24 protein-coding genes and 1 pseudogene are annotated in these 21,152 nt (G+C 39.2%); 17 read left to right on the forward strand and 8 right to left on the reverse strand.

All coding sequences use genetic code 11. The annotated features are described in order from the left end of the window. Positions 1 to 256: 256 nt before the first annotated feature. The 3 genes from WDC_RS05160 (at position 257) to WDC_RS05170 (ending at position 2,690) form a co-directional block, all read left to right on the forward strand. The gene (locus WDC_RS05160; RefSeq protein ID WP_044010811.1) at positions 257 to 1,021 is read left to right on the forward strand and encodes a glucose 1-dehydrogenase; all 765 of its coding nucleotides are present in this window, start codon (positions 257 to 259) and stop codon (positions 1,019 to 1,021) included. Positions 1,022 to 1,294: 273 nt separating this feature from the next. Continuing rightward, positions 1,295 to 1,816, forward strand: a complete 522-nt coding sequence (locus WDC_RS05165; protein ID WP_044010812.1) for a dihydrofolate reductase family protein — start codon at positions 1,295 to 1,297, stop codon at positions 1,814 to 1,816. Positions 1,817 to 1,826: 10 nt separating this feature from the next. After that, positions 1,827 to 2,690 carry a DUF3114 domain-containing protein gene (locus WDC_RS05170; protein WP_044010813.1) on the forward strand — a complete coding sequence of 288 codons (864 nt, stop codon included), beginning with the start codon at positions 1,827 to 1,829 and terminating at the stop codon, positions 2,688 to 2,690. Positions 2,691 to 2,715: 25 nt separating this feature from the next. Here WDC_RS05170 and WDC_RS10035 read toward each other — a convergent pair. Continuing rightward, a pseudogene (locus WDC_RS10035) lies at positions 2,716 to 3,081 on the reverse strand (iron-sulfur cluster biosynthesis family protein). A gap of 144 nt (positions 3,082 to 3,225) precedes the next feature. Between WDC_RS10035 and WDC_RS05180 the strand changes: the two are divergent. The 8 genes from WDC_RS05180 (at position 3,226) to WDC_RS05215 (ending at position 10,598) form a co-directional block, all read left to right on the forward strand. Beyond that, positions 3,226 to 4,074, forward strand: a complete 849-nt coding sequence (locus tag WDC_RS05180) for an aldo/keto reductase (RefSeq protein ID WP_044010814.1) — start codon at positions 3,226 to 3,228, stop codon at positions 4,072 to 4,074. Between the two features lie 76 nt (positions 4,075 to 4,150). After that, a complete protein-coding gene (locus tag WDC_RS05185; RefSeq protein ID WP_044010815.1) occupies positions 4,151 to 4,681 on the forward strand; it encodes a DUF1697 domain-containing protein in 531 nt (176 codons plus the stop codon). Between the two features lie 204 nt (positions 4,682 to 4,885). Continuing rightward, positions 4,886 to 6,073, forward strand: coding sequence for an ABC transporter substrate-binding protein (locus tag WDC_RS05190; RefSeq protein WP_044010816.1), 1,188 nt, complete (start codon positions 4,886 to 4,888; stop codon positions 6,071 to 6,073). A 552-nt stretch (positions 6,074 to 6,625) separates the two neighbouring features. Next, positions 6,626 to 7,504, forward strand: coding sequence for a branched-chain amino acid ABC transporter permease (locus tag WDC_RS05195; RefSeq protein ID WP_044010817.1), 879 nt, complete (start codon positions 6,626 to 6,628; stop codon positions 7,502 to 7,504). Between the two features lie 10 nt (positions 7,505 to 7,514). Next, positions 7,515 to 8,477 (forward strand): branched-chain amino acid ABC transporter permease, encoded by a 963-nt coding sequence (locus tag WDC_RS05200; RefSeq protein ID WP_044010818.1) that lies wholly within the window; start codon positions 7,515 to 7,517, stop codon positions 8,475 to 8,477. 2 nt (positions 8,478 to 8,479) lie between these two features. After that, positions 8,480 to 9,256, forward strand: a complete 777-nt coding sequence (locus WDC_RS05205; RefSeq protein ID WP_044010819.1) for an ABC transporter ATP-binding protein — start codon at positions 8,480 to 8,482, stop codon at positions 9,254 to 9,256. Beyond that, complete coding sequence (locus WDC_RS05210) at positions 9,256 to 9,963, forward strand: ABC transporter ATP-binding protein (RefSeq protein WP_191978648.1); 708 nt, start codon at positions 9,256 to 9,258, stop codon at positions 9,961 to 9,963. Before WDC_RS05205 ends, WDC_RS05210 begins: the two co-directional genes overlap by 1 nt. Positions 9,964 to 9,968: 5 nt before the next feature. After that, the gene (locus WDC_RS05215) at positions 9,969 to 10,598 is read left to right on the forward strand and encodes a CBS domain-containing protein (protein WP_044010821.1); all 630 of its coding nucleotides are present in this window, start codon (positions 9,969 to 9,971) and stop codon (positions 10,596 to 10,598) included. An 83-nt stretch (positions 10,599 to 10,681) separates the two neighbouring features. On the opposite strand, the gene WDC_RS05220 is transcribed toward WDC_RS05215, so the two are convergent. After that, the gene (locus WDC_RS05220) at positions 10,682 to 12,121 is read right to left on the reverse strand and encodes a DHA2 family efflux MFS transporter permease subunit (protein WP_044010822.1); all 1,440 of its coding nucleotides are present in this window, start codon (positions 12,119 to 12,121) and stop codon (positions 10,682 to 10,684) included. 259 nt (positions 12,122 to 12,380) lie between these two features. Here WDC_RS05220 and WDC_RS05225 point away from each other — a divergent pair, with 259 nt between their 5' ends. Then, a complete protein-coding gene (locus WDC_RS05225) occupies positions 12,381 to 12,935 on the forward strand; it encodes a cysteine hydrolase family protein (RefSeq protein ID WP_044010823.1) in 555 nt (184 codons plus the stop codon). A gap of 138 nt (positions 12,936 to 13,073) precedes the next feature. Then, positions 13,074 to 13,550 carry a hypothetical protein gene (locus WDC_RS05230; RefSeq protein ID WP_044010824.1) on the forward strand — a complete coding sequence of 159 codons (477 nt, stop codon included), beginning with the start codon at positions 13,074 to 13,076 and terminating at the stop codon, positions 13,548 to 13,550. A gap of 188 nt (positions 13,551 to 13,738) precedes the next feature. Here WDC_RS05230 and WDC_RS05235 read toward each other — a convergent pair whose 3' ends face one another. Continuing rightward, on the reverse strand, positions 13,739 to 14,263 hold the full coding sequence (locus WDC_RS05235; protein ID WP_044010825.1) for a hypothetical protein: 525 nt from the start codon (positions 14,261 to 14,263) through the stop codon (positions 13,739 to 13,741). Between the two features lie 169 nt (positions 14,264 to 14,432). On the opposite strand from WDC_RS05235, the gene WDC_RS05240 reads away from it, so the two are divergent. After that, positions 14,433 to 14,675, forward strand: a complete 243-nt coding sequence (locus tag WDC_RS05240) for a YdeI/OmpD-associated family protein (protein WP_044010826.1) — start codon at positions 14,433 to 14,435, stop codon at positions 14,673 to 14,675. A 64-nt stretch (positions 14,676 to 14,739) separates the two neighbouring features. On the opposite strand, the gene WDC_RS05245 is transcribed toward WDC_RS05240, so the two are convergent. Beyond that, positions 14,740 to 15,381 (reverse strand): SDR family oxidoreductase, encoded by a 642-nt coding sequence (locus WDC_RS05245; RefSeq protein ID WP_044010827.1) that lies wholly within the window; start codon positions 15,379 to 15,381, stop codon positions 14,740 to 14,742. Between the two features lie 154 nt (positions 15,382 to 15,535). Between WDC_RS05245 and WDC_RS05250 the strand changes: the two genes are divergently transcribed. The 3 genes from WDC_RS05250 to WDC_RS05260 all read left to right on the forward strand — a co-directional run bounded on the left by WDC_RS05250 (position 15,536) and on the right by WDC_RS05260 (position 17,674). Continuing rightward, positions 15,536 to 16,417, forward strand: a complete 882-nt coding sequence (locus tag WDC_RS05250; protein WP_044010828.1) for an RluA family pseudouridine synthase — start codon at positions 15,536 to 15,538, stop codon at positions 16,415 to 16,417. Between the two features lie 82 nt (positions 16,418 to 16,499). Then, entirely contained in the window at positions 16,500 to 17,018 is a 519-nt protein-coding gene (locus WDC_RS05255; RefSeq protein WP_044010829.1) for an ASCH domain-containing protein, read from the forward strand. Positions 17,019 to 17,044: 26 nt separating this feature from the next. Next, positions 17,045 to 17,674: an HAD family hydrolase gene (locus WDC_RS05260; RefSeq protein ID WP_191978649.1), complete on the forward strand. Its 630-nt coding sequence runs from the start codon at positions 17,045 to 17,047 to the stop codon at positions 17,672 to 17,674. Positions 17,675 to 17,734: 60 nt separating this feature from the next. Here the strand turns inward: WDC_RS05260 and WDC_RS05265 are convergent, their stop codons facing one another. The 4 genes from WDC_RS05265 to WDC_RS05280 form a co-directional block, all read right to left on the reverse strand. Further along, positions 17,735 to 18,061 carry an AzlD domain-containing protein gene (locus WDC_RS05265; protein ID WP_044010831.1) on the reverse strand — a complete coding sequence of 109 codons (327 nt, stop codon included), beginning with the start codon at positions 18,059 to 18,061 and terminating at the stop codon, positions 17,735 to 17,737. Positions 18,062 to 18,065: 4 nt separating this feature from the next. Beyond that, a complete protein-coding gene (locus WDC_RS05270) occupies positions 18,066 to 18,770 on the reverse strand; it encodes an AzlC family ABC transporter permease (protein WP_044010832.1) in 705 nt (234 codons plus the stop codon). Positions 18,771 to 18,893: 123 nt separating this feature from the next. Continuing rightward, the gene (locus WDC_RS05275; protein ID WP_044010833.1) at positions 18,894 to 19,616 is read right to left on the reverse strand and encodes a DUF4811 domain-containing protein; all 723 of its coding nucleotides are present in this window, start codon (positions 19,614 to 19,616) and stop codon (positions 18,894 to 18,896) included. Continuing rightward, positions 19,616 to 21,103 (reverse strand): MDR family MFS transporter, encoded by a 1,488-nt coding sequence (locus WDC_RS05280; protein WP_044010834.1) that lies wholly within the window; start codon positions 21,101 to 21,103, stop codon positions 19,616 to 19,618. The genes WDC_RS05275 and WDC_RS05280 overlap by 1 nt, the downstream gene beginning before the upstream one ends. Positions 21,104 to 21,152: the final 49 nt, after the last annotated feature.

Below are 21,152 nucleotides of genomic sequence, written 5' to 3' on the forward strand. Positions count from 1 at the left end.
ATGATTAGCACTAGAATCATGGGGCCGGAGTGCTCTTATACATAGACTTTTGTGGTCGTTTGCGCGTTTAAGCAATTAAGGTGCATGATTAGCACTAGAATCATGGGGCCGGAGTGCTCTTATACATAGACTTCTGTGGTCGTTTGCGCGTTTCAGTAAAAATTGCCAAGTAGTCTGTCAAGCCATGTCTTTTCAATTGATTAAGCGCTTTCAAAAGTCTATCATTAAGTTATACCTAAGAAAGAAGGGCCAAACGATGACAGGAAAATTAGACAATAAAGTTGCAATTGTGACGGGTGCTGGTTCCGGTATGGGCAAGGCGATAGCGGAATTATTTGCTAGACAAGGAGCATCAGTTGTAATTGCTGATATTAACGCTGATTCTCTGAGTGCTGTTGTGAGTGAAATTGAAGCAAAAGGTGGCAATGCTTTTCAAGTCGTGACCGATATGTCCAAAGAAACTGATGTGATTTCAATGGTGAAAGAAACTGTTGACCATTATAATAAGTTAGATATTTTGGTAAACAATGCTGGCATCATGGATAATTTTAAAACAGTTGGCAATGTTTCAGATGAATTATGGCAAAAAGTTTTGGCGATCAACTTAACAGGTCCATTTATTGCTTCAAGAGAGGCGATTAATGTAATGAAGAACCAAGAAAATGGTGGTGTAATTGTCAATAATGCTTCTATTGGCGGACTATTTGGTGCTCGGGGTGGGGCGGCGTATTCCACAGCTAAGCATGGTTTAATCGGCCTGACTAAAAATATTGGAGCAACGTATGGCGTGTTTGGAAATGTTCGTGCTAATGCGATTGCTCCAGGCGCCGTAGCAACCAATATCGGGGCTTCCATCACTGAACCTGATGAATTAGGCATGAAAGCTTTAGCTGCAGCTGGAGAGGGGCCAACGGGCCAACCAGAGCAAATTGCACAGTTAGCATTATTCTTAGCATCTGATGAGTCAAGTTTTGTTAATGGTGAAGTAATTACAGCTGATGGTGGGTGGACTGCACGATAAAGAATGATGTCTAGTTTAGATTGTTTATTAATTATAGTTAGGCTAAAGTTATAAATACCTATCCGGTTAGTTGACGGCATCGGAGCAAATTTATTTTGCTCACTGATTAAAAATAGCATTCGTAAATAATAGGCTGGGCAAAAACGTTTTTGTCCAGCTTATTTGTGGCGCCATAGAAGTAGTTTTGGCATGGTTAATTATCGGATCAAATAATTTCAGTTACGCATCTTTTATTGATAGAATTAAAGAATAAATACAAGACGAGGTGTAGCGATGAGAAAAGTTCAGTTCTATGGAGCGATTTCCTTAGATGGATATTTAGCAACCAAAAATCATAATCTGCAGTGGCTGCTGGACACAGCCGGTGGTGAAGTTGCTGGGACCGACCATTTTTTTGAACAAATCGATACCAGTATTATGGGGCGCAAGACGTACGATGTTAGCAAGCAGATAGCAAATGATGAGTTGCTTTTTCCAGATAAAAATAATTATGTCCTTTCCAAAACTCGGCAAGGGACTGAAGCTGATGCAACCTACTATGATGGCTCAGCTACAAAATTAGTTCGCGCTTTATTGCAACAGTCTGGTGGCAATATCTGGATTGTTGGTGGTGGTAAAATCGTGACGGAATTGTTAGCTGAAAATTTGATTGACGAATGGTGGATTCAACTTGCACCGGTTTTGTTGGGCGAGGGGATCAGACTGTTTCCTAGCGGTGATTATCTGGACCGATTGAAACTATTAGGAGTAAAACAGTACAATCAACTGGCAGAATTGCATTTGCAGAAAAAATAAGGAACTAAAAATGAAAAATCAAAAACAGCTGATCGGTTCGTCTTCTCAAACTGCTGAACTGAAACAAGCTCTCAAAGGTGATCGAATCACAGGCGATTACCAACAATTGTTACAACAAATGTTGCTTAAGTTAGGCGGGCACTTCAATGAATGTGGTGATTTAAAATTGCTGAATAATTTTGCCCCTGAATTGAATCCCAATTCAGAATTTTTTACTATTTTGGCACAAATAGTCCAGTTAGCATTCCCAGCTGGGTTGGCTTCAGGGACCGCTGAAACTGAGCAATTAAGAAAGATGGTTCATCAGCTCAGGTACTATTTGGACGTGATCAATGTTCAATATTTACGGCGCAAATATCCTAAAGCAAAAAATGACTGGCAACGTTTGATATATTATGATTTGGATTGTCAGCTAGCCAACCACACGATCAGCAAAGCAGAACCTGCGCGACTGCATAATAAAATTGATCTATCACTAAATATACCAGTTACTCCCGGTTGGAATATTAAGCGAGTTTATGGGTTTCACGTGGAGTTTATTTTGAATCAAAATAGAGATTTTATGGTGCTAGATGTGGTTAATATTAATTACTTACAGCTTGGCAATATTATTAACTGTAGTTCGTTCAACTATGCGAATCAAAATGATCAAATTCATCAAAAATTAGACGTTCATTATGATGCTCCTAGTACACCACTATTTACTGCCAAGGATCCATGGTGGCGAGCACTACTAACCAGTTATACACGTTCACCGGCAAAGGGCTCTCAGATTAATGCAGTTCGTGAACTAAAACGGCAGGTAAGTTTTGATATTGAAAGAAAAGTGGCACTTATTTTTAAACGCACATACAAAAAAAAGTTTGGTGACTGAGGCGCAAAATCTGTCATCAAACTTTTTATGCCAGGGCGGATTTATCTCGAAAATCTTCAATGCGCAAATTATTTTCGATCACCTCGCCATCATCCGATAAGGTGAGTAAATGGTAATTGGAGTTAAAGCCAATTTTTAAATTAGCACCAAAAAATTCATCTGAGTAACCTTTAGCAAAAATTGGACCAATATTTTAGTCAATTTTTAGTTCGTAATCATCCATTGGCATGTGATCAGTAATTAAAATAAGTTTGAATGCAATTTGAAGGGCTTCAAGCCCATGTGGGGAATAGGGACCAACACCGTCGTCATAACTCAATAAAGTAACAGTCCGGTCATCTAATTTTGGTTGGATAATTGTCAAAGCTGCCGCAGTAACGGTTAATTGCATCAGACACGCCTCCTGTATATAGTAATTTCAATTCCAATTATAAGCGCTTACAAATAAAACGCTATTTTTTTGCCTGTCGAGTTAATTTCAATGTTTAAATCCAGTAAGGAGTGCTAATATAAGGATTAGTGAGGAGATGTTAGCATGAGTATTTTAACAGAAACGTTTACTTTGCAAAATGGTGTGGAGATTCCAAAAGTAGGATTTGGGACTTGGCAAATTCCGGGTGGTAAAACAGCTTATGATGCGGTTAGCAATGCGCTAAAGACTGGCTATCGTCATGTTGATACTGCACAGGCATATGCCAATGAAAGTAGTGTTGGCAAGGCAATTAGAGATTCGAACGTCTTGCGCGATGATATTTTTGTAACATCAAAATTACCAGCTAGTATAAAGAGTCATGATGATGTCTTGGCTGCGTTTGATAAAACAATGACCAATCTAGGATTAAAGCAGTTAGATTTGTATTTAATTCATGCACCATGGCCGTGGGATCAAATCGGCACAGACCATGATCGTGCTAATGTTGAAACCTGGAAGGCGATGGAGAAGATTTATCAAAGTGGTCGTGTTAAGGCGATCGGCGTTTCCAACTTTAACGTCCACGACTTGAAAAATATTTTGGAGAATGCAACAGTGGCTCCCATGGTTGATCAGATTTTGTATTATGTTGGTTACACGGAACCTAAAATTACGAAGTATGCACAAGAACAGGGAATGTTGATGGAAGCTTATTCACCATTAGCAACTGGTGATTTAATTAACAATCCAACAATTAAAGAAATGGCAGCCAAATATAATGTTAGTGCAGCACAATTAGCTTTACGTTTCTGCATTGAAAATAGTGTGTTGCCGTTGCCTAAAGCAACAGGTCAGGCTCATATTAATGCTAATGCGCAATTAGATTTTTCAATTAGCGCTGAAGATATGAAAGTTTTGAATTCGATGCCAGATGCTGCTCCAAACCATGCACATAATGGAACACAAGGCTAATAATAAAAGCTCTGCTTTAACTGAAAAGTTAGCAGAGCTTTACTAGTGTAGATTGATAAAAATTGAGGAGGGTGAGATGAAGTATCTACTCTTGTTGCGTGGTGTTAATGTCGGTGGCCACAGTAAAGTAGTGATGGCACAATTGCGAGAATCATTAACACAATTGGGTTTTACAGATGTCGTTTTATATATCAATAGTGGAAATCTTATTTTTACAAGTTCATTACCGCGAACGCAAGTTCAAAATATTGTGACCAGTTTCTTAAGTAGCAACTATACGTTTCCGATTGTTTCCTTAGTAATTAATGAAAATGAATATCGAGCTGATTTCAAAGATTTACCTGCCTGGTGGGGTGCGGATACAAGTCTGAGACATAATGCATTATTTTTATTACCAAATTTTAGCAAGAGTAATTTTGCCCAAATTAAAATGCGCATTGGCAATTATGACCAGGTGGAATTTAGGAACCATGTTATTTTGTGGACCTCCACATTAAAACAAGATTTCAATAAATCATTATATGCCAAATTGATGAGAGAAGATTTTTATCAAAATGTATCAATCAGAAATAGGAACACCGTATTAAAATTGTTGAAAATGATTTAATTGAGCAAACTGTGAAAAGTTTGCTCTTTTTATTAGAATTTTTTAATTTTTGATAGATTGCGTATTATTGGCGTTGGAAACGGTAACAAAAAGAATTATAACTAAAAATTGTTTGACTATTAACTGGGTAATATGCTAGTTTATTAAAAAGCGATTAGAAAGTTAATCGTATTTTAATTTACAATACATAGGGGATGTTGGGATATGCGCGTAAAGAAGTTAATGAAGGTACTGGGGACAGTAATGTTAGCCAGTACCTTAGTCTTAGCAGGCTGTAGTAGTACTGCTGCTAGTGGTGGTAACAAGCAAAGCGGCAATACAATTAAATTAGGTGGAAACTTTGAGTTATCTGGTTCTGCGGCAGCTTATGGAGAAGCAATGCAAAATGGTGTCAAGCTAGCTGTTAAGCAAATCAATGCTGATGGTGGCGTTAAGGTTGGTAGCAAAAAGATGAAGATCAAGTTAATCCAAAAGGATAACAAATCTGACAACTCGTCTGCTGCCTCAGTTGCAACGAACTTAGCCAACACAAGCAAGGTTAATGCGGTTATCGGACCGATCACATCTGGGGCCGGGTTAGCTGCGTTACCAAACTATACTAAGGCGAAAGTACCATACATAACACCAGGTGGGACACAAGATTCCTTAACTGTTCAGAAGAATGGTAAAGTTCAACCATATATGTTCCGTTCTTGCTTTGAGGATAGTTATCAAGGTAAAGCGTTAGCCAAGTATGTTTATAACAATATGAAGTTGAAGAAAGTTGCTATTTTAGGTGACAAGTCCACGGATTATGCCCAAGGTTTAACCAAGGCTTTCAAGAAGCAATTTAAGGGCCAAGTCGTTTCAACTCAGTATTATCAAGCTGGTGACAAGGACTTCAATACTTTATTAACAAAGTTAAAGAGTAAAGATTTTGATGCAATCTTTGTTCCCGGTTATTACTCAGAAGCTGGATTAATTGTTAAACAAGCTCGTCAAATGGGAATCACTCAACCAATTGTTGGTGCTGACGGATTCGCTGATCCAAAACTAGTTAAAATTGCTGGTAAGAAGAATGCTACCAACATTTACTACACAACTCACTTTGATGCTAAAGCCAACACAAATGCTAAAGCAACAGCATATATGAAGGCCTACAAGGCTGAATATCATCAAGATGCTGGGACCTTTGATGCATTGGCTTACGATGCAACGTACATGATTAAAGATGCTATTGAAAATGAAAAATCTGCTGACTCAACCAAGATTGCCACAGGTTTGAGTAAGTTGAAGAACTTCAAGGGTGTCACAGGTACGATCTCAATTGACAAGATGCATAACCCGCAAAAACAAGTTATCATCGCAAAAGTGGTTAATGGAGAAGAACAAAGTGCAACGGCTGTTAAGTAGAGAGTGTGAGTAGAAGCGAATTGATGGCGTGGTATAAGGGATGGAAATTAAGGATTCGCAGAATCATTGATTTTTATCACTTATACATTAGCCAACAGCTTCTAGGAACACGTTTTAAGTAGAGAGTGTGAGTAGAAGCGGTTTGATGGCGTGGTATAAGGGATGGAAATTAAGGATTCGCAGAATCATTGATTTATATCACTTATACGCTAGCCGTCAGCTTCTAGGAACACGTTTTGCCAATAGTGCAGAAAAAATGGCTTGATTTTGATTATTGGAAAACTTTTATAAAAAATATTTATGCGGTGCGTTATTAAGTCGATAAATATTGTAACCAGAAAAAACGTTTTCCAGTACACATCTGATTGAGACATAAAAACAATTAATTTCCAAATTTTGAGGAGTACGACTGAGGGCAGGTTTAGTTTTGATGAAAGAAAAGCAATCAACAACTAGAAAGTTTAGCTAATTGCTTACTTAAGTCAAAATGAAGATCAACTTTTAGTTGTACTCCTCTGTTGATTAAATAATAAGAATGGAAGTGAAGAAACTGTGAGCACTTTTTTGCAACAACTTGTAAATGGTCACTCGTTGGGTAGTATTTACGCATTGCTCGCACTGGGCTATACCATGGTCTATGGGATCATTAAATTGATTAACTTTGCGCACGGCGATATTTATATGTTAGGAGCCTTTTGGGGTTACTACGTGATTAATCAGTTACACTTTAATTTTTGGCTGGCACTGGTTTCAGCAATGCTCTTTTGTGCATTAGTGGGTGTGGTTATTGAATATTTGGCTTATCGGCCATTGAGAAATTCACCACGGATTGCTGCATTGATTACCGCGATTGGGGTTTCATTTTTACTTGAAAATGGAATGGCTTATATGTTTAGCTCCAACGTTCGCAGTTTCCCACAAGCGATGAAGGTTCATCAATATCATTTAGGTTCCATTTCAATTTCAAATATTCAAATTTTAATTTTAGTGGTTTCAATCGCACTGATGATTTTATTGCAGTTGATCGTTCGCCGAACCAAAATGGGCAAGGCAATGCGGGGAGTGTCTGTCGATCCTGATGCGGCGCAACTAATTGGCATCAACATTGATCGAACGATCTCATTTACCTTTGCCTTAGGTTCCGCGATGGCCGGTGCCGCAGGTGTCATGATTGGATTGTATTACAATTCAATTGATCCATTAATGGGAATGACGCCTGGTATCAAAGCCTTCGTTGCAGCTGTGCTTGACGGGATTGGTTTAATTCTAGGTGCCGCAATTGGTGGATTCGTAATTGGATTACTTGAAACCACGATGCAGGCACTAGGATTTTCAGCATTTAAGGATGCTGCTGTGTACGCAGTTTTGATTATTATTTTGTTGATCAGACCAGCCGGTATTTTAGGCAAAAAGATTAAAGAGAAAGTGTAGGTGGCAAAACATGAAAAAAAATCTGAAATATAATTTGACATGGCTTGCCATCATGGTCGTGGGTTATGTTGTAATAAATCTGCTTGAATTTGTCGGCGTCATCGATCAATTCGGTGAAAATACGATGGTCTTAATTGGAATCAACATTATCTTGGCAACTGGTTTGAACTTGATTATTGGCTTTTCTGGTCAATTTTCATTGGGTCATGCAGGATTTATGGCAATTGGAGCGTATGTTTGTGCCTTAATTACTTCATCGATTTCAACCCCTATGGGAATGGCAATTGGTATGATTGCTGGTGCGGCGGTCTCAGCCCTTGTGGCTTTAATTGTTGGTATTCCAACCTTGCGACTCGACGGTGATTATCTTGCTATCGCCACAATGGGGGTTGCTGAAATAATCCGGATTATTTTGAATAATCTTAAAATTACAAACGGCCCTGCTGGACTATATAACATTCCGTTGCTGGCAACCTGGCCAGTTGTTTACCTGATGGTATGTGTAACAACATTAATTATCGTTAATTTTATTCATTCACGTGATGGTCGAGCAGTGATGTCAGTTCGTGAGAACGAAATTGCTTCTGAATCAATGGGAGTAAACACAACTAAGTGGAAAGTATTGGCATTCGTGATTGGGGCTGCGACAGCTGCTATTGGTGGTGCTTTGCATGCTAACTACATTCAAACGATTGCGCCAACTGACTTTGGAATTATGGAATCAATCAATATTTTGATTATCGTTGTGCTTGGTGGAATTGGTAGTATTACCGGGACCTTTGTTGCTGCTGCCGTTTTAGGGCTGCTTGATATGATTTTGCAAAATTTCGGAACACTACGAATGGTGCTATATTCACTCGCTTTGATTCTCTTGATGGTGTTCAAGCCTTCCGGACTACTTGGGACTTGGGAATTTTCAGTTCGCAATCTATTTAATCGCTTTACGAAGTCGAAACAAAAGGGGGATGCCTGAAGATGACATTACTCGATATTAAAGAATTAACCAAAAACTTTGGTGGTTTAACAGCCGTTTCTGACGTTACAATGCATCTGAATGACAATGAATTGGTCGCACTGATTGGACCAAACGGGGCTGGTAAGACAACTCTGTTTAACCTTTTAACTGGTGTTATTGTGCCATCTGAAGGAACTATTTCAATGCAAACAGATAACGGACTCCAAGTATTAAATAAAATGAAACCTTATAAAGTGGCTCAGACCGGATTAGCGCGAACATTTCAAAATATCCGACTGTTTAAGGATCTGTCTGTGCTGGACAATGTTTTAATTGCGATGACTGCTAACAATAAGGAAGGTTTTTTTGAAAGTATCTTTAGATTGCCCTCCTTCTATCATAAAGAGGCTGCACTACGCAAAGAGGCGGTCGATTTATTAAAAATTTTTGACATGCAGGATCAAGTTGACAATTTAGCCAAAAATTTACCATATGGGGCCCAACGGCGGTTGGAAATTGTTCGGGCACTTGCTACGAAGCCTAGAATTTTATTTTTGGATGAACCAGCTGCAGGGATGAATCCTGAAGAAACGGCTGATTTAACGCGACTAATTCGACAAATTCAAAAGGAATTTCGGATTACCGTCTTGTTGATTGAACATGATATGTCTCTTGTGATGAACTTGGCGCAACGAATTTACGTACTGGAATATGGCCAGTTAATTGCCGAGGGAACACCGGCAGAAATTCAAAAGGATGAAAAGGTAATTAAAGCATACTTGGGGGGTGAGTCATAATGTTACTAGAAGTAGAAGACTTATCCGTTAATTATGGCGTCATTCAGGCAGTGAAAGGCGTCAGTTTTAAGGTTAATGAAGGAGAAATTGTTTCATTAATTGGTGCTAATGGCGCTGGTAAAACAACCATTTTGAAAACTATTTCTGGTTTGATGAAACCTTCTGGCGGTAAAATAGTCTATGAAGGACATGAAATTCAAAAACAGAAATCGCAAAAAATTGTGGCTGGTGGAATTTCTCAGGTGCCTGAAGGGCGACGGATCTTTGCGGGCTTAACCGTATTAGAAAATTTGCAAATGGGCGCGTTCTTACGTAAGGATCGTGATGGCCTTAAAAAAGACTATCAAGAAGTTTTTGAACGTTTCCCTGTTCTGCGAGAACGTAAAAATCAAGATGCTGCAACACTATCTGGTGGTGAGCAGCAAATGTTGGCCATGGGCCGAGCACTGACGGCTAAGCCTAAATTACTATTGATGGATGAACCATCAATGGGGCTCGCACCAATTTTTATTAATGAAATTTTTGATATTATTCAAGCAATTAAGCAACAGGGAACAACCGTATTATTGATTGAACAAAATGCTTCTAAGGCATTGGCAATCGCTGATCGGGGTTACGTACTGGCGACAGGGAATATTTTAATGACGGGTACGGGACAAGAATTGTTGGCAAATGAAGATGTGCAAAAAGCATATTTGGGAGGTTAGGCATAATGAGTGTTGCAGATTATATGTCGCAAAATTTGGTTACGGTTCGTCCAACGACACGGATCAATGACGCGGTTGATTTAATGAAACAAAACGATATTCATCGATTACCAGTATTAGATGGTGGTCGGTTAATCGGGTTAATTACTGAAGGAATTATTCAACGGGCGCTACCATCTAAGGCTACCTCACTGTCAGTGTTTGAGGCCAACTATTTATTAAATAAGACGACGGTTGCTGATGTGATGGAAAAAGATGTGCAGGTTATTGCTCCTGATGCAGTGTTAGAAGACGCCATTTATGCAATGCGCAAGAATAATATTGGCGTGCTGCCGGTGGTTAACGGTACACAAGTCGTTGGTATTATCACTAATAATGACATTTTTGATGCGTTCTTGAATATCTCAGGTTATGGCCGTGGTGGGACAAACGTGACTATCTATGTCCAAAAAGACGAGTTAGGATTCATCGCTCGTTTAGGAGATACATTAGCCCAGCATAAATATAATATTTTGACTTTATTGGTTACTAAGCGAGATGATGAACAAGCAATTGAACTTCATGTTGATAGCGAGGATAAAGTTGGAGTTAAGAATGCGCTGAGTGAGGCCGGCTTCACACTCGAACATAAATAAATAATTTAGAAAAAATAGGTCCGTTGATTCATAAAATATGAATCAACAGACCTATTTAAATATAGTTATTATTAATTAATAATCTAAGCTTCTTTAGATGTCGCTGCTTCGTTTTTAACTACAAATGATAACAAGAAAGCAACTACTGCCAAGGCTAGAGTGAAGTACAATCCTACGTGGACACCGTTCGTAAATGCAATTCGTGATGTTGAAGCTGCAGTTGATGCATGTTGACCAAATCCTAATAGGCTAGTGGCAACGGCAGTGGAAATTGCACCAATGATTTGTTGGAAGGTGTTCATAATGGTACTACCATCACTGGCAGTCATTTGATCCAGAGCGTTTAAACCATATGTTTGGGCAGGTGACATTGCCAGTGGTGCACCAACCATTAAAATAATGTGGGCAAGCATAACATACCAAACAGGTGAGGTTGAAGATGCAAATATGAGCGTTAAAATAGCGATAATACTAATTAAGAAGCCTAAGATAGTGAATATCCGAGCTCCAAACCGGTCAAAGAATCGGCCAGACATGGCTGATACTAGTGCATTAACAACACCACCTGGAAGCATGACAACCCCGGTTAATGCAACGGGAATGGCTAATCCTTTTTGCCAAAACATTGGTAAAAGATACATTGAAGAAAGAATAATACCAAAGTCCAGCATAACCAACAGTGCACCGATACGGAAGTTGGCACGATTGAAAATACGGAAATTTAGAATTGGTGTTTCAGAGTGTAGTTGACGATAAATGTATAAAGCTAGAATCAACAATGCCACAACCAAAACAATCAGTACGACCGGAGAGACCCAACCATAATTGCTGGCCATGCTGACAGCTGAAACTAAACCACCAAATCCAAATGTCGATAACAGAATGGAAAAAATATCAACTTTAGGTTTAGTTATTTTAGCGACATTTGGTAAGTATTTGATTGCCAATGCTAAGCCGACTAGTAAGAATGGGACGAATGCCCAAAAAATCCATTGCCATGACAAAACGCCTAAAATCAAACCAGCTAATGTAGGTCCGATTGCTGGTGCAAACATGATGACCAAACCAATCATGCCCATCGCTGAGCCTAACTTATAAGGTGGAAAAATTAGTGTGGCAACCGTAAACATTAGCGGTAGAATCAAACCGGTTGCGATTCCTTGAATCATTCGACCGATTAGTAAAACTGTAAAGTCAGGTGCCAAAGCTGAAATGATAGCACCAACTGTAAAGTCAATTAATGCAAAGATGATTAGTTGGCGGGTAGAAAACCAACGAGTCAATAGGCTAGATAGTGGCAACACAATTCCAATAATTAGCATGTAGCCCGTCACCAACCATTGAATTGTTCCAACACTAACGTTGAGTTTAACCATTAAACTTGGTAAAGCAATATTTAGAGATGTTTCGCTCAGCATACCAACGAACCCACCAATCAGCATTCCTAACATTGCAAGCAATGGGTGGGAAACTGGTACAGCGGCTTGGGCAGTTGTTTCGCGATCGTTTTTAGTTGTGTCCATAATTTAAATTACTCCTTTTAATAGTTTTCATCAGACAAATGATTACATTAGCATAAAAAAACTTAGCTCGTAAGCTTTTTTTATTCAAAATCGCTAATTTGCATATGAAAACGGTTTAATTTAAAGCATTTTCTCATAAAGTGTCTAATTTGCTTAATAGCTCATAAGTTGCGATAATGGCAGCACAAAGATTTTAAACTATTTTACAACTAAACGACTGAGATGGATTTAAATCGGTTATCAAGAATGGAGTAATAAAATGAGTGCAAATGAAGCTTTACTAATTATCGATTATACCAATGATTTTGTGGCTGATAACGGAGCGCTGACTTGCGGTAAACCTGGGCAAGTTATTGGTGCCGAAATTGTGCGACTGGCAGATCAAATGTTGGCAAACGACGGTTGGGTGATATTACCAACCGATGTGCATAAGCCTAATGACCCTTACCATCCGGAAAGCAAGTTATTTCCACCGCATAACGTTCGTGATACGTGGGGGCGAGAATTTTATGGTCCATTAGTAGCATGGTTTGAACAACATCACAACGATGACAAAGTTTATATGTACGATAAAACACGGTATAGCGCGTTTGCTGGTACTGACCTTGATTTGCGACTGCGGGAACGCCAAATAAATTCACTGCATTTAGCAGGTGTTTGCACCGATATTTGTGTGTTGCATACAGCGGTGGATGCATACAATTTAGATTACAACATTACGGTGCACAAAGATGCAGTTGCAGCGCTGACTGATAATGGACAGCAGTGGGCATTAGATCATTTTGAACACGTATTAGGTGCAAAGGTTCAATAGATAAATTTGTGTTTTCGAATCAAAATTGATATACTATTAAAGTTGTAATTTAATCACGCGTATAATTGATCAGCGTAAAGTCTACGAGACTTTGCGTTTTTTTTATGCGCAAATTTACTGTCAAAAAAGGAGAGAAACATGAAATTTTATATGTATTTACCACGTAATAAGAAAGAATTTGGTCTGTTTATGGCAATTATTTCAATTATTTCAGTTAACATAATTGCACCTTTAATCACTAGCTTTGAAATGGGCTTTGGGCTGCACACTTGGGCCTCAACTTTTGCAATTTTACCAATGATTTGGTTGGCTGTAATTGCATTGGTACTCCTGACGTATCAACCAGCTGGCTGGCTCACGAGCAAACTGGTTGCAAAGACAGACAGTTTTAATGCGCACACTATTGTTAATATTATGTGCACCGTATTGATGATGTCCGTAATTTTAACGGTGGTTGGCACTTGGATTGGTCAACGACAAATCAGTATGGAACCAATTCAAAATTTCTTCTATCGATGGCCAAGAAATTTTGCAATTTCATTGGGGGTTGAGATGTTGATTGCACAGCCAATTGCCCGACAAATACTGTATTTAGTGCATACCGTAAGAGCGTGAGTAATGAGGTTTAATGTTGAGTAACGTAAATAACATGAGTTTGATTGTGATCGCAATCAGACTCATGTTATTTTGTGTCCCAGGAAAAATGTTGTGATTAAAAATGTATTTAGTCAATCAAACAAAAAAGCTAATTGGACGATATTTTTTTAGAAGATTAATTAATCTAGCTTACTTATCCACATTTATTAGTCGGTCAATTGCACCGTGACAGTTTTCGTTGGTCGATTAGTATCAGCTGGATGAATTGATATTTTAATTGGCTCATTAGTATTATCATAGCGATAGTCAAGTTCAAAATCTTCATCCTTGCCTGGTAACAGATTATCATTGTAATCATCATCTTTTTCTTGGGTTTTAAGGGTTTTGCCATTCTGGGAAACAATCACTTCACCACTATCAGCAAATACAGCGGTTTGATTGCTTGTGTTTTGCCATTTTATTTCGAGTTCTAAGACATTATTTTCTGCTTCGGCTTTGATTTGGTTCACTGTAAAATGATCAAAAGTCCAATTAGTAGTTAACAGGTGAGTACTATCTTCAGCTCCAATTTGAACGGTTTTTTTATTTTCAGTTGAAGATGAGATGCTACTAGAGGTTGACGCGCTGTGGGACGAAGATGAACTTGAGCTACTACTATTTTGGTTGTTGGCACAGCCAACCATTGTGATTGTGCCCAAGGTGAGTAATGCTAATGGCAATATTTTTTTCATTGCTAGTAATCCTTTCTAAGTCAACAGAAATGGGTTATTTAATCTAAGCATAACGGGTTTACTAGTATTTAGTCAATTAAAATACTTATGATTACTGATAGAATAATTTTATGAAAACGAATTAGCCAAGTTTGCTATAATTAAGAAAACAAATAATCAGGTGAACCAAATGAAAAAGAAAACATTAGCGGATTATGAAATCAATATTCCCCAAGTAGCATTGCTACTTAAAGATGATCAAAAATTAAGTAAATTTTTTACAGCCCTAACACCAGGATATCAACGTGAATGGGCACGGTTTGTTTTTGGTGCCAAAACTCCAGCTACACAGCAGCGTCATATTGAGCAAATGAAAGTAGTTTTTAACGCAGGCTTTAAATCTAAACGAGCCTTTGATCAACGAAAAAAATAGAGAATATGAATTGGTAATAAAAAGGCCTGGGCATTGGATAAATGTCTCAGGCCTTTATTCACAACTAATACCAAGCGGGCTTGTCACCATCAGTGTTGGGTTTATTAACTCCAAGTGATTCTTTAATATGCTTTGTTGGTTCTTGAACCAGGCGACTAACTAGCACACCAATACTTTTACGTGACACCTCGGTGCCCTTGAATGGTTCTTCTTTTTGTGTGAGCTCATATGTCACCTCGTCGTGGTTAGTTAACCAGGCTGGACGAATAATGGTGTAATCAAGATCGGATGCTTCGATTACCTTGGCCGCTGCACTATAGGTCTGTAAGTAACCACCATCCAGCATTGAGTGGTTCCACTTGCCAAACGCCCCCGGGACTTCATCATAGATGCCTAAAGTAGAAATCCAAATTAAACGAGTGATCTGTTGCTGATTCATTGCAGCCACGATCGTCTTGGCCTGTTGTTCAATATTTGCACCGGCTAAATTAGCATAAACGATGTCGGTGTTTTGCATTGCTTTAATCAAGGCAGCTTTGTCAGTGGCATCACCTTCCACTACAGTTTCACGACTTGGGTCAAGTAGTTGCAGACGATTAGCACGTCGCAGATAGTCAGTCATATGAACATCACTGTTTTCAATCAGATCTGCACGGGCAAACTTGGCAATATGACCAGCTGCTCCTAAAACTAAAACATTTGTCATTTTTAAGGACTCTCCTTTTTTTGATTTCAATTGTAACTATAATACTGACAGTTAATATTTGCAAATATAAGTACTTGGCACCTGAATCTGATTAAATGCTTGGCAACGTACTGGGAATTTGCTACGCTGGGTATGGTTAAAGGAGCGATACTAAATGAAAAACACGTGGATCAATCAGGCGAAACAACCAACAACAATTAAGCGTTTTTTACAAAAGCAGGGTGTGGGCCATCGTTTAATTGCTGACATTAAACATGGGCAGGGTAATTTTTTTCGTAATGGCAAATTAGTTGAATCAGCTGCAACGGTGCAGGAAAATGACCAAATTTCAATTGAATTAATGCCCGAAAAGAAAGATGACGAAGTGGTTACTAGCAATCTGCCAATTGAGATTATTTACGAGGATGAAAATTGGCTGATTGTTAATAAACCAGCCGGGTTAACGTCTATTCCAGGACCGACTAACCGTGTTGATACGTTGTTAAATCGAATTAAAGGGTATTTAATTCAGCAAGGAGCAGTAGATTTACGTCCGCACTTAATTTTACGACTGGATCGATTTACCTCGGGACTAGTATTGGTTGCTAAGCATCGGTTGGCACAAAGCATGATTTCAACGCAGGTTGAACATCATCTAATTGAAAAAATCTATACGGCCATTGTGACAGGACAAATTAAAGCAAATCATCAAGTGATTAAAGAGCCGATTGGTAGAGTGCCAGATTCGCCTAAACGTGCTGTAATGGCGACTGGTCAGACTGCAATTACTGAATTTTGGGTGCAGCAGCGCTCACCTGAGTGGACGGCACTGCGAGTGCAATTGCATACAGGTCGAACCCATCAAATTAGGGTCCATTTGACTTATTTAGGTTATCCACTATTGGGTGATCAGTTATATGGCGGACCGCAGAAACTAATCTTGCGTCAAGCATTGCACGCGACCAGTTTGAAATTTATGGATCCATTTACTAACCAACAGGTTGCTGTTCGGGCACCACTACCACCAGATATGGCGAACATATTGGGGCCAAAATAAAGCCACTGTAATCGCTTACAAACTATAATAATATTATTATGGATTGCGGGTTTTAAAATAAACGTTAGTCAGGAGTAACATTATGCGAGCATTATCGATTAAAAATCCATATGCTTTTGAAATTTTGGAGGGAACTAAGAAAATTGAGTATCGCACATGGTTACCAGGAGATGTGACCAGCTTTTTGTTGGTATCATCCAGTAGACCATCTGGTGTTGATTTTGGTTTGGGTATGCCCAATGGCTACGCGTTGGCTATTATATCAATTGATGGCACAACAACAACCAAGGATCGGGATGGCTATTATCACTGGCAGGTTGTTCCTAAGATGCCAATTGAGCCTTTCAAGGTCAAAGGAAAACTGCACTTTTATGATGTGGATGATAAGTTGATCAAACCACAGCCACAATTAGTGCAATCGATGGCAGCATTTTTAAAAGATGATAAAAGTGCTGCGGGCAAAAAATATTTTGACCAATTTTTAATCCCGCTAGAATTAATTGGCATCGAGCAAATGCCTAAAAAGTATCTTAAAATTTTGGATGATACAAACGGTGACTGGAATACTGTTGCAAAAGAATGGGTTCGAGCTGGTAAATGACACTGTTGTCTGGTGAGGTGATTAGTATGGTTAATTTTATCTTTGATATTGATGGAACATTGATTGATACTTTTGACGTGTATGTTCCTGCCTTAAAACAAGTTCTACAAGGGCACGGCTACTCACCAAGTGACAGCGAATTAGCCAGTGGTTTTGGGATTAGTGGGGATGATGCGTTAAAAAATCTTGGCATTAGAGATATTCGAGTGCGGCAAACAATCTTTAATGAATGGGCCCAAGCATCAGTACAAAGAATTGAGCATGCCACATTGTATCCTGGCATTGAAGCAACGTTGCGCCAATTAAAATTGAACCAACAAGTTAAACTTGTGATTGCAACGTCAAAAACAAAACAGGACTATGAAAATGGATTTCAGGACCGCTATGCCATTGGCCGTTTGTTTGATGCTTATGTGACGGTCGATGATACTACTGAACACAAGCCAAACCCTGCCCCGATTGTCGCAGGCCTTGATAAAGTCAATGCGCAGTTGAACAATTCAATTTATATTGGTGATACAGTTCATGATCTACAAGCAGCACATGCGGCTGGGATTAAATTTGCAGCTGCATTATGGGGCGCCATGCAACCAGAGCAATTAGTGCTCGCAGATTATCACCTCAATGAACCAGCTGATTTATTAAAGCTAGTTTAACAATAAAGTCGGATATCAAGCCTGCCAACTTGAATCCGACTTTGTTTATTATAATTGGACCTATGTTAATAATCTTAAAACGGCCATCGAAATAATGCCGATTACTACAATTATTAACAAACTTTTAGTGATAATGGCACCAGCGACGGTTGGTACTGCTGCACCAAAGTTTAACCAGTTAATGGTCGGCCAGCTGCCTGTTTTAAAAATGAGAATATTTTGGACCACTAAAGCGGTCATGATGGCCACCGGTACAAATGACAATAATTTAATTAAACCACTTGGGAGCACAAAATTTTTGACTAATACAAACGGAACCACACGAGAAAGCCAAGTAACTAGGCCGCATCCCAAAATAGTCAACAGTAAATATGTATTTATCTTCATGTATTTATCTCCATTCTTCCACCGCCATTCCACCCAAGCAGCCAATAATCGTAGCAAGTAATAATGCTATTTCAGGATTTAAAAAGCGACCTAGCACAAACATGGCAATAACTACTAACAAGATTACTTCTAACTGGACGCGCAATTTGCGGCGACGATCGCCAATCATTTGCAGGTATAATAAGCCGATAAACATGGCGACCACTGCAAAATCGAGGCCAAAAGATTCAGGATTTGTGATTAGTTTTCCCGCTAGAGCACCGACCACATAGGCTAACCACCAAACAATGTAGGCAATGACATTAGCCGTGTTGAACCACGCGGGTGTCAGCTTTCCTTTGGTCATCGAGGCCTTGTTCATCCCCAACGCAAATGTTTCATCTGTAATCAGTGTGCCAATAGCGATATTTTGTCGCAATGAGTCGTGTTTAAAATGTTGTGCCATAGAAGTACTCATTAAAATCATCCGGGAATTGATCAGAAAGGTGGATAAGATAATGGCTGAAATCGGGCTGGCACTGACAAACATTGAGGTAATAGCAAACTGGGCCGAGCCGGCATACACAATTAAACATAATAATGTGATTGTTAAGATGCCCAAATGGGCGGTTTGTGCTACGACGCCATAGGCGAGGCCAACACCAATATAACCAAATAAGGTGGGGATGACATCTTTAATTGCTGTTTTAATGGTTAAATCGTCATTCATGGCAGACCTTCCTTTAGTGGGCTGATAATCAAAATTTTAACATAAATCTAATGTAAATTTAATCTTAAACTCAAAAAAATAGAACGTACAATTAATTTATGTACGTTCTAGCATTGAAAATGATTATTTCAGTTGTGCGACAGCTTGTTTTAAAGCTTTTGCTTGATATTCAAGCTGAGCTTGTTTAACAATTTTTGCTTGATCTGTTGCGGACATTTCTGGATTCTTCGTTTTAGCAGCGACAACCTGTGCTTCTACATATTGCTTAGCAGCAGCGGCCATTTTAGCCTTAGCCTGAGTGCTGCCCATTTCCTTTTTCAAGGCTCCAGCTTGGGCAACTGTAATCTTGACCCAGGTTTTCGGATAGCTGAACGTATTTGTACGGCTGATTAGTGTATGACCCATCCCAGACCACATATACAAATATTTATAAAATGAATTCTTGTATTCCCAACGCGTCTCAACGGTTTTCATTGTTGCCTTGGTTTTGTTTGTCCATTTAACTTTGTTATGCGTGAATTCGTTTGCCTGAGTATGTTCAGCATTTTTTTGAGTTGGCTTACTGTTATAGATGTACACATCATCTTTACCAGAAGTACCAACTGGTTTATATAACACTAGTGGCATTGATTCTGAGTTGGATGCTGAATAGATGGTTTGCGTTGTGGCAGTAGAAACCTTATGCATCCCAAAATGAGATTCATAGTTACCGACCATTAAACCAATCGACCCTACGAGAATAATTCCTGTGATCAGTAATGAAGTGATGCGAGTAACAGGTTTAAATGTAAACATTGTGGCCAAGAAGAAAGAAAGCGCACCGATTACTAATAAAATTAAGACCATTAGTTGGCACCTCCTTTTCCTGCTGCAACTTGCGCAACTGTTTTTCCACTGGTATTTTTATCACTGAGAAACATTGAGGTAATCAGACCCACAACGCAAAAGCCAATTGCAATCCAGAAAGCAGCATGATAACCACTCATTGTGGCGTTAAATGATTGCAACTTGTAAGCAAAGGGAGTTTCTGTTAATAGGTGCTTACCCGGTAAATTGTTGTTCGTGACATTGGTTAACACTGATACCAAGATGGCAGTACCAACGGAACTAGCAACTTGACGGGTTGTGTTATTGACGGCAGTACCATGTGAAATCATGTCGACTGGCAAAGCATTCATTCCAGATGTGGTAACAGGCATCATAACCATTGAAATGCCAAACATCCGAATAGCATACAAAAATGTGATGTAAATGACAGGAGTTTGTTTTGTAATCATGACAAATGGTAATGTTCCAAGTGTTAGCATGAACATACCACAGGTCGCTAAACGCTTAGCACCGTACTTATCGAACAAGTTACCAGTAAAGGGACTCATAATTCCCATCATGAGCGCACCAGGTAGCAGGGTTAAGCCTGAGTGGAAGGCTGACATGCCGTGAATAATCTGCAAGTACAATGGAATGACCATCTCGACCCCGACCATTGCCATATTAACAATGGAGCTCAGTGCCGCTGCCACCGCAAACTCGCGTGATTTGAAAACGCGAATTTCCAAAAATGGATGAGTGAGGTGGAGTTGGCGCAGGCCAAAGACGATGACCAAAATGATTCCAAAGATAATCGTTGAAACTACTAATGGATCAGTCCAACCTTTGTCACCAACAGATGAGAAACCGTACAGCATACTACCAAAACCAAGTGTGGATAATATTAATGACCAGACGTCTAACTTAGGACGACCAGTTTCGATAACATTTTTCATGAAGAAAAAACTACCGATAATGACGATTGCCATAATTGGTACGATCATACCGAAGAGGTCTCGCCAGGTAAAGTTATCAATAATCCAACCTGAGAGGGTTGGTCCTAAGGCTGGTGCAAGCCCAACAACGATACCGGCCATTCCCATGGCAGCGCCACGTTTGTTAGCAGGAAAAATTGTTAACATAATCGTCTGGAGCAGTGGCATTGCAATTCCAACACCAACGGCTTGGACAAGACGACCAGAAAGTAATGTAACAAAGTTAGGGGCAGTCCAAGCAAGGATTGTACCAATTTCGAAAATACTCATGGCAACAATGTAGAGCCATTTAGTTGGGAACCGGCTACTTAGAAAAGCACTTACTGGAATCATAATTCCGTTAACCATTAAGAATCCAGTGGTTAGCCACTGAACCGTGGCGGTCGAAATATCGAATGCCTTCATCAAAGTTGGGAAGGCAGTCGTTAAAATAGTTTGATTTAAAACTGTACAGAAAACACCTACAAGTAACAGAACAATCAGCATTGTTCTGTTGTAGGGCTTCCCATTGACATCAACAGCCTTATTCAATGTAAAAACCTCTTTTCATTATTAAAATTGCATGCCTAGTAATATAACG

It is taken from the genome of Paucilactobacillus wasatchensis, assembly GCF_000876205.1.
Taxonomy (GTDB): Bacteria; Bacillota; Bacilli; order Lactobacillales; family Lactobacillaceae; genus Paucilactobacillus; species Paucilactobacillus wasatchensis.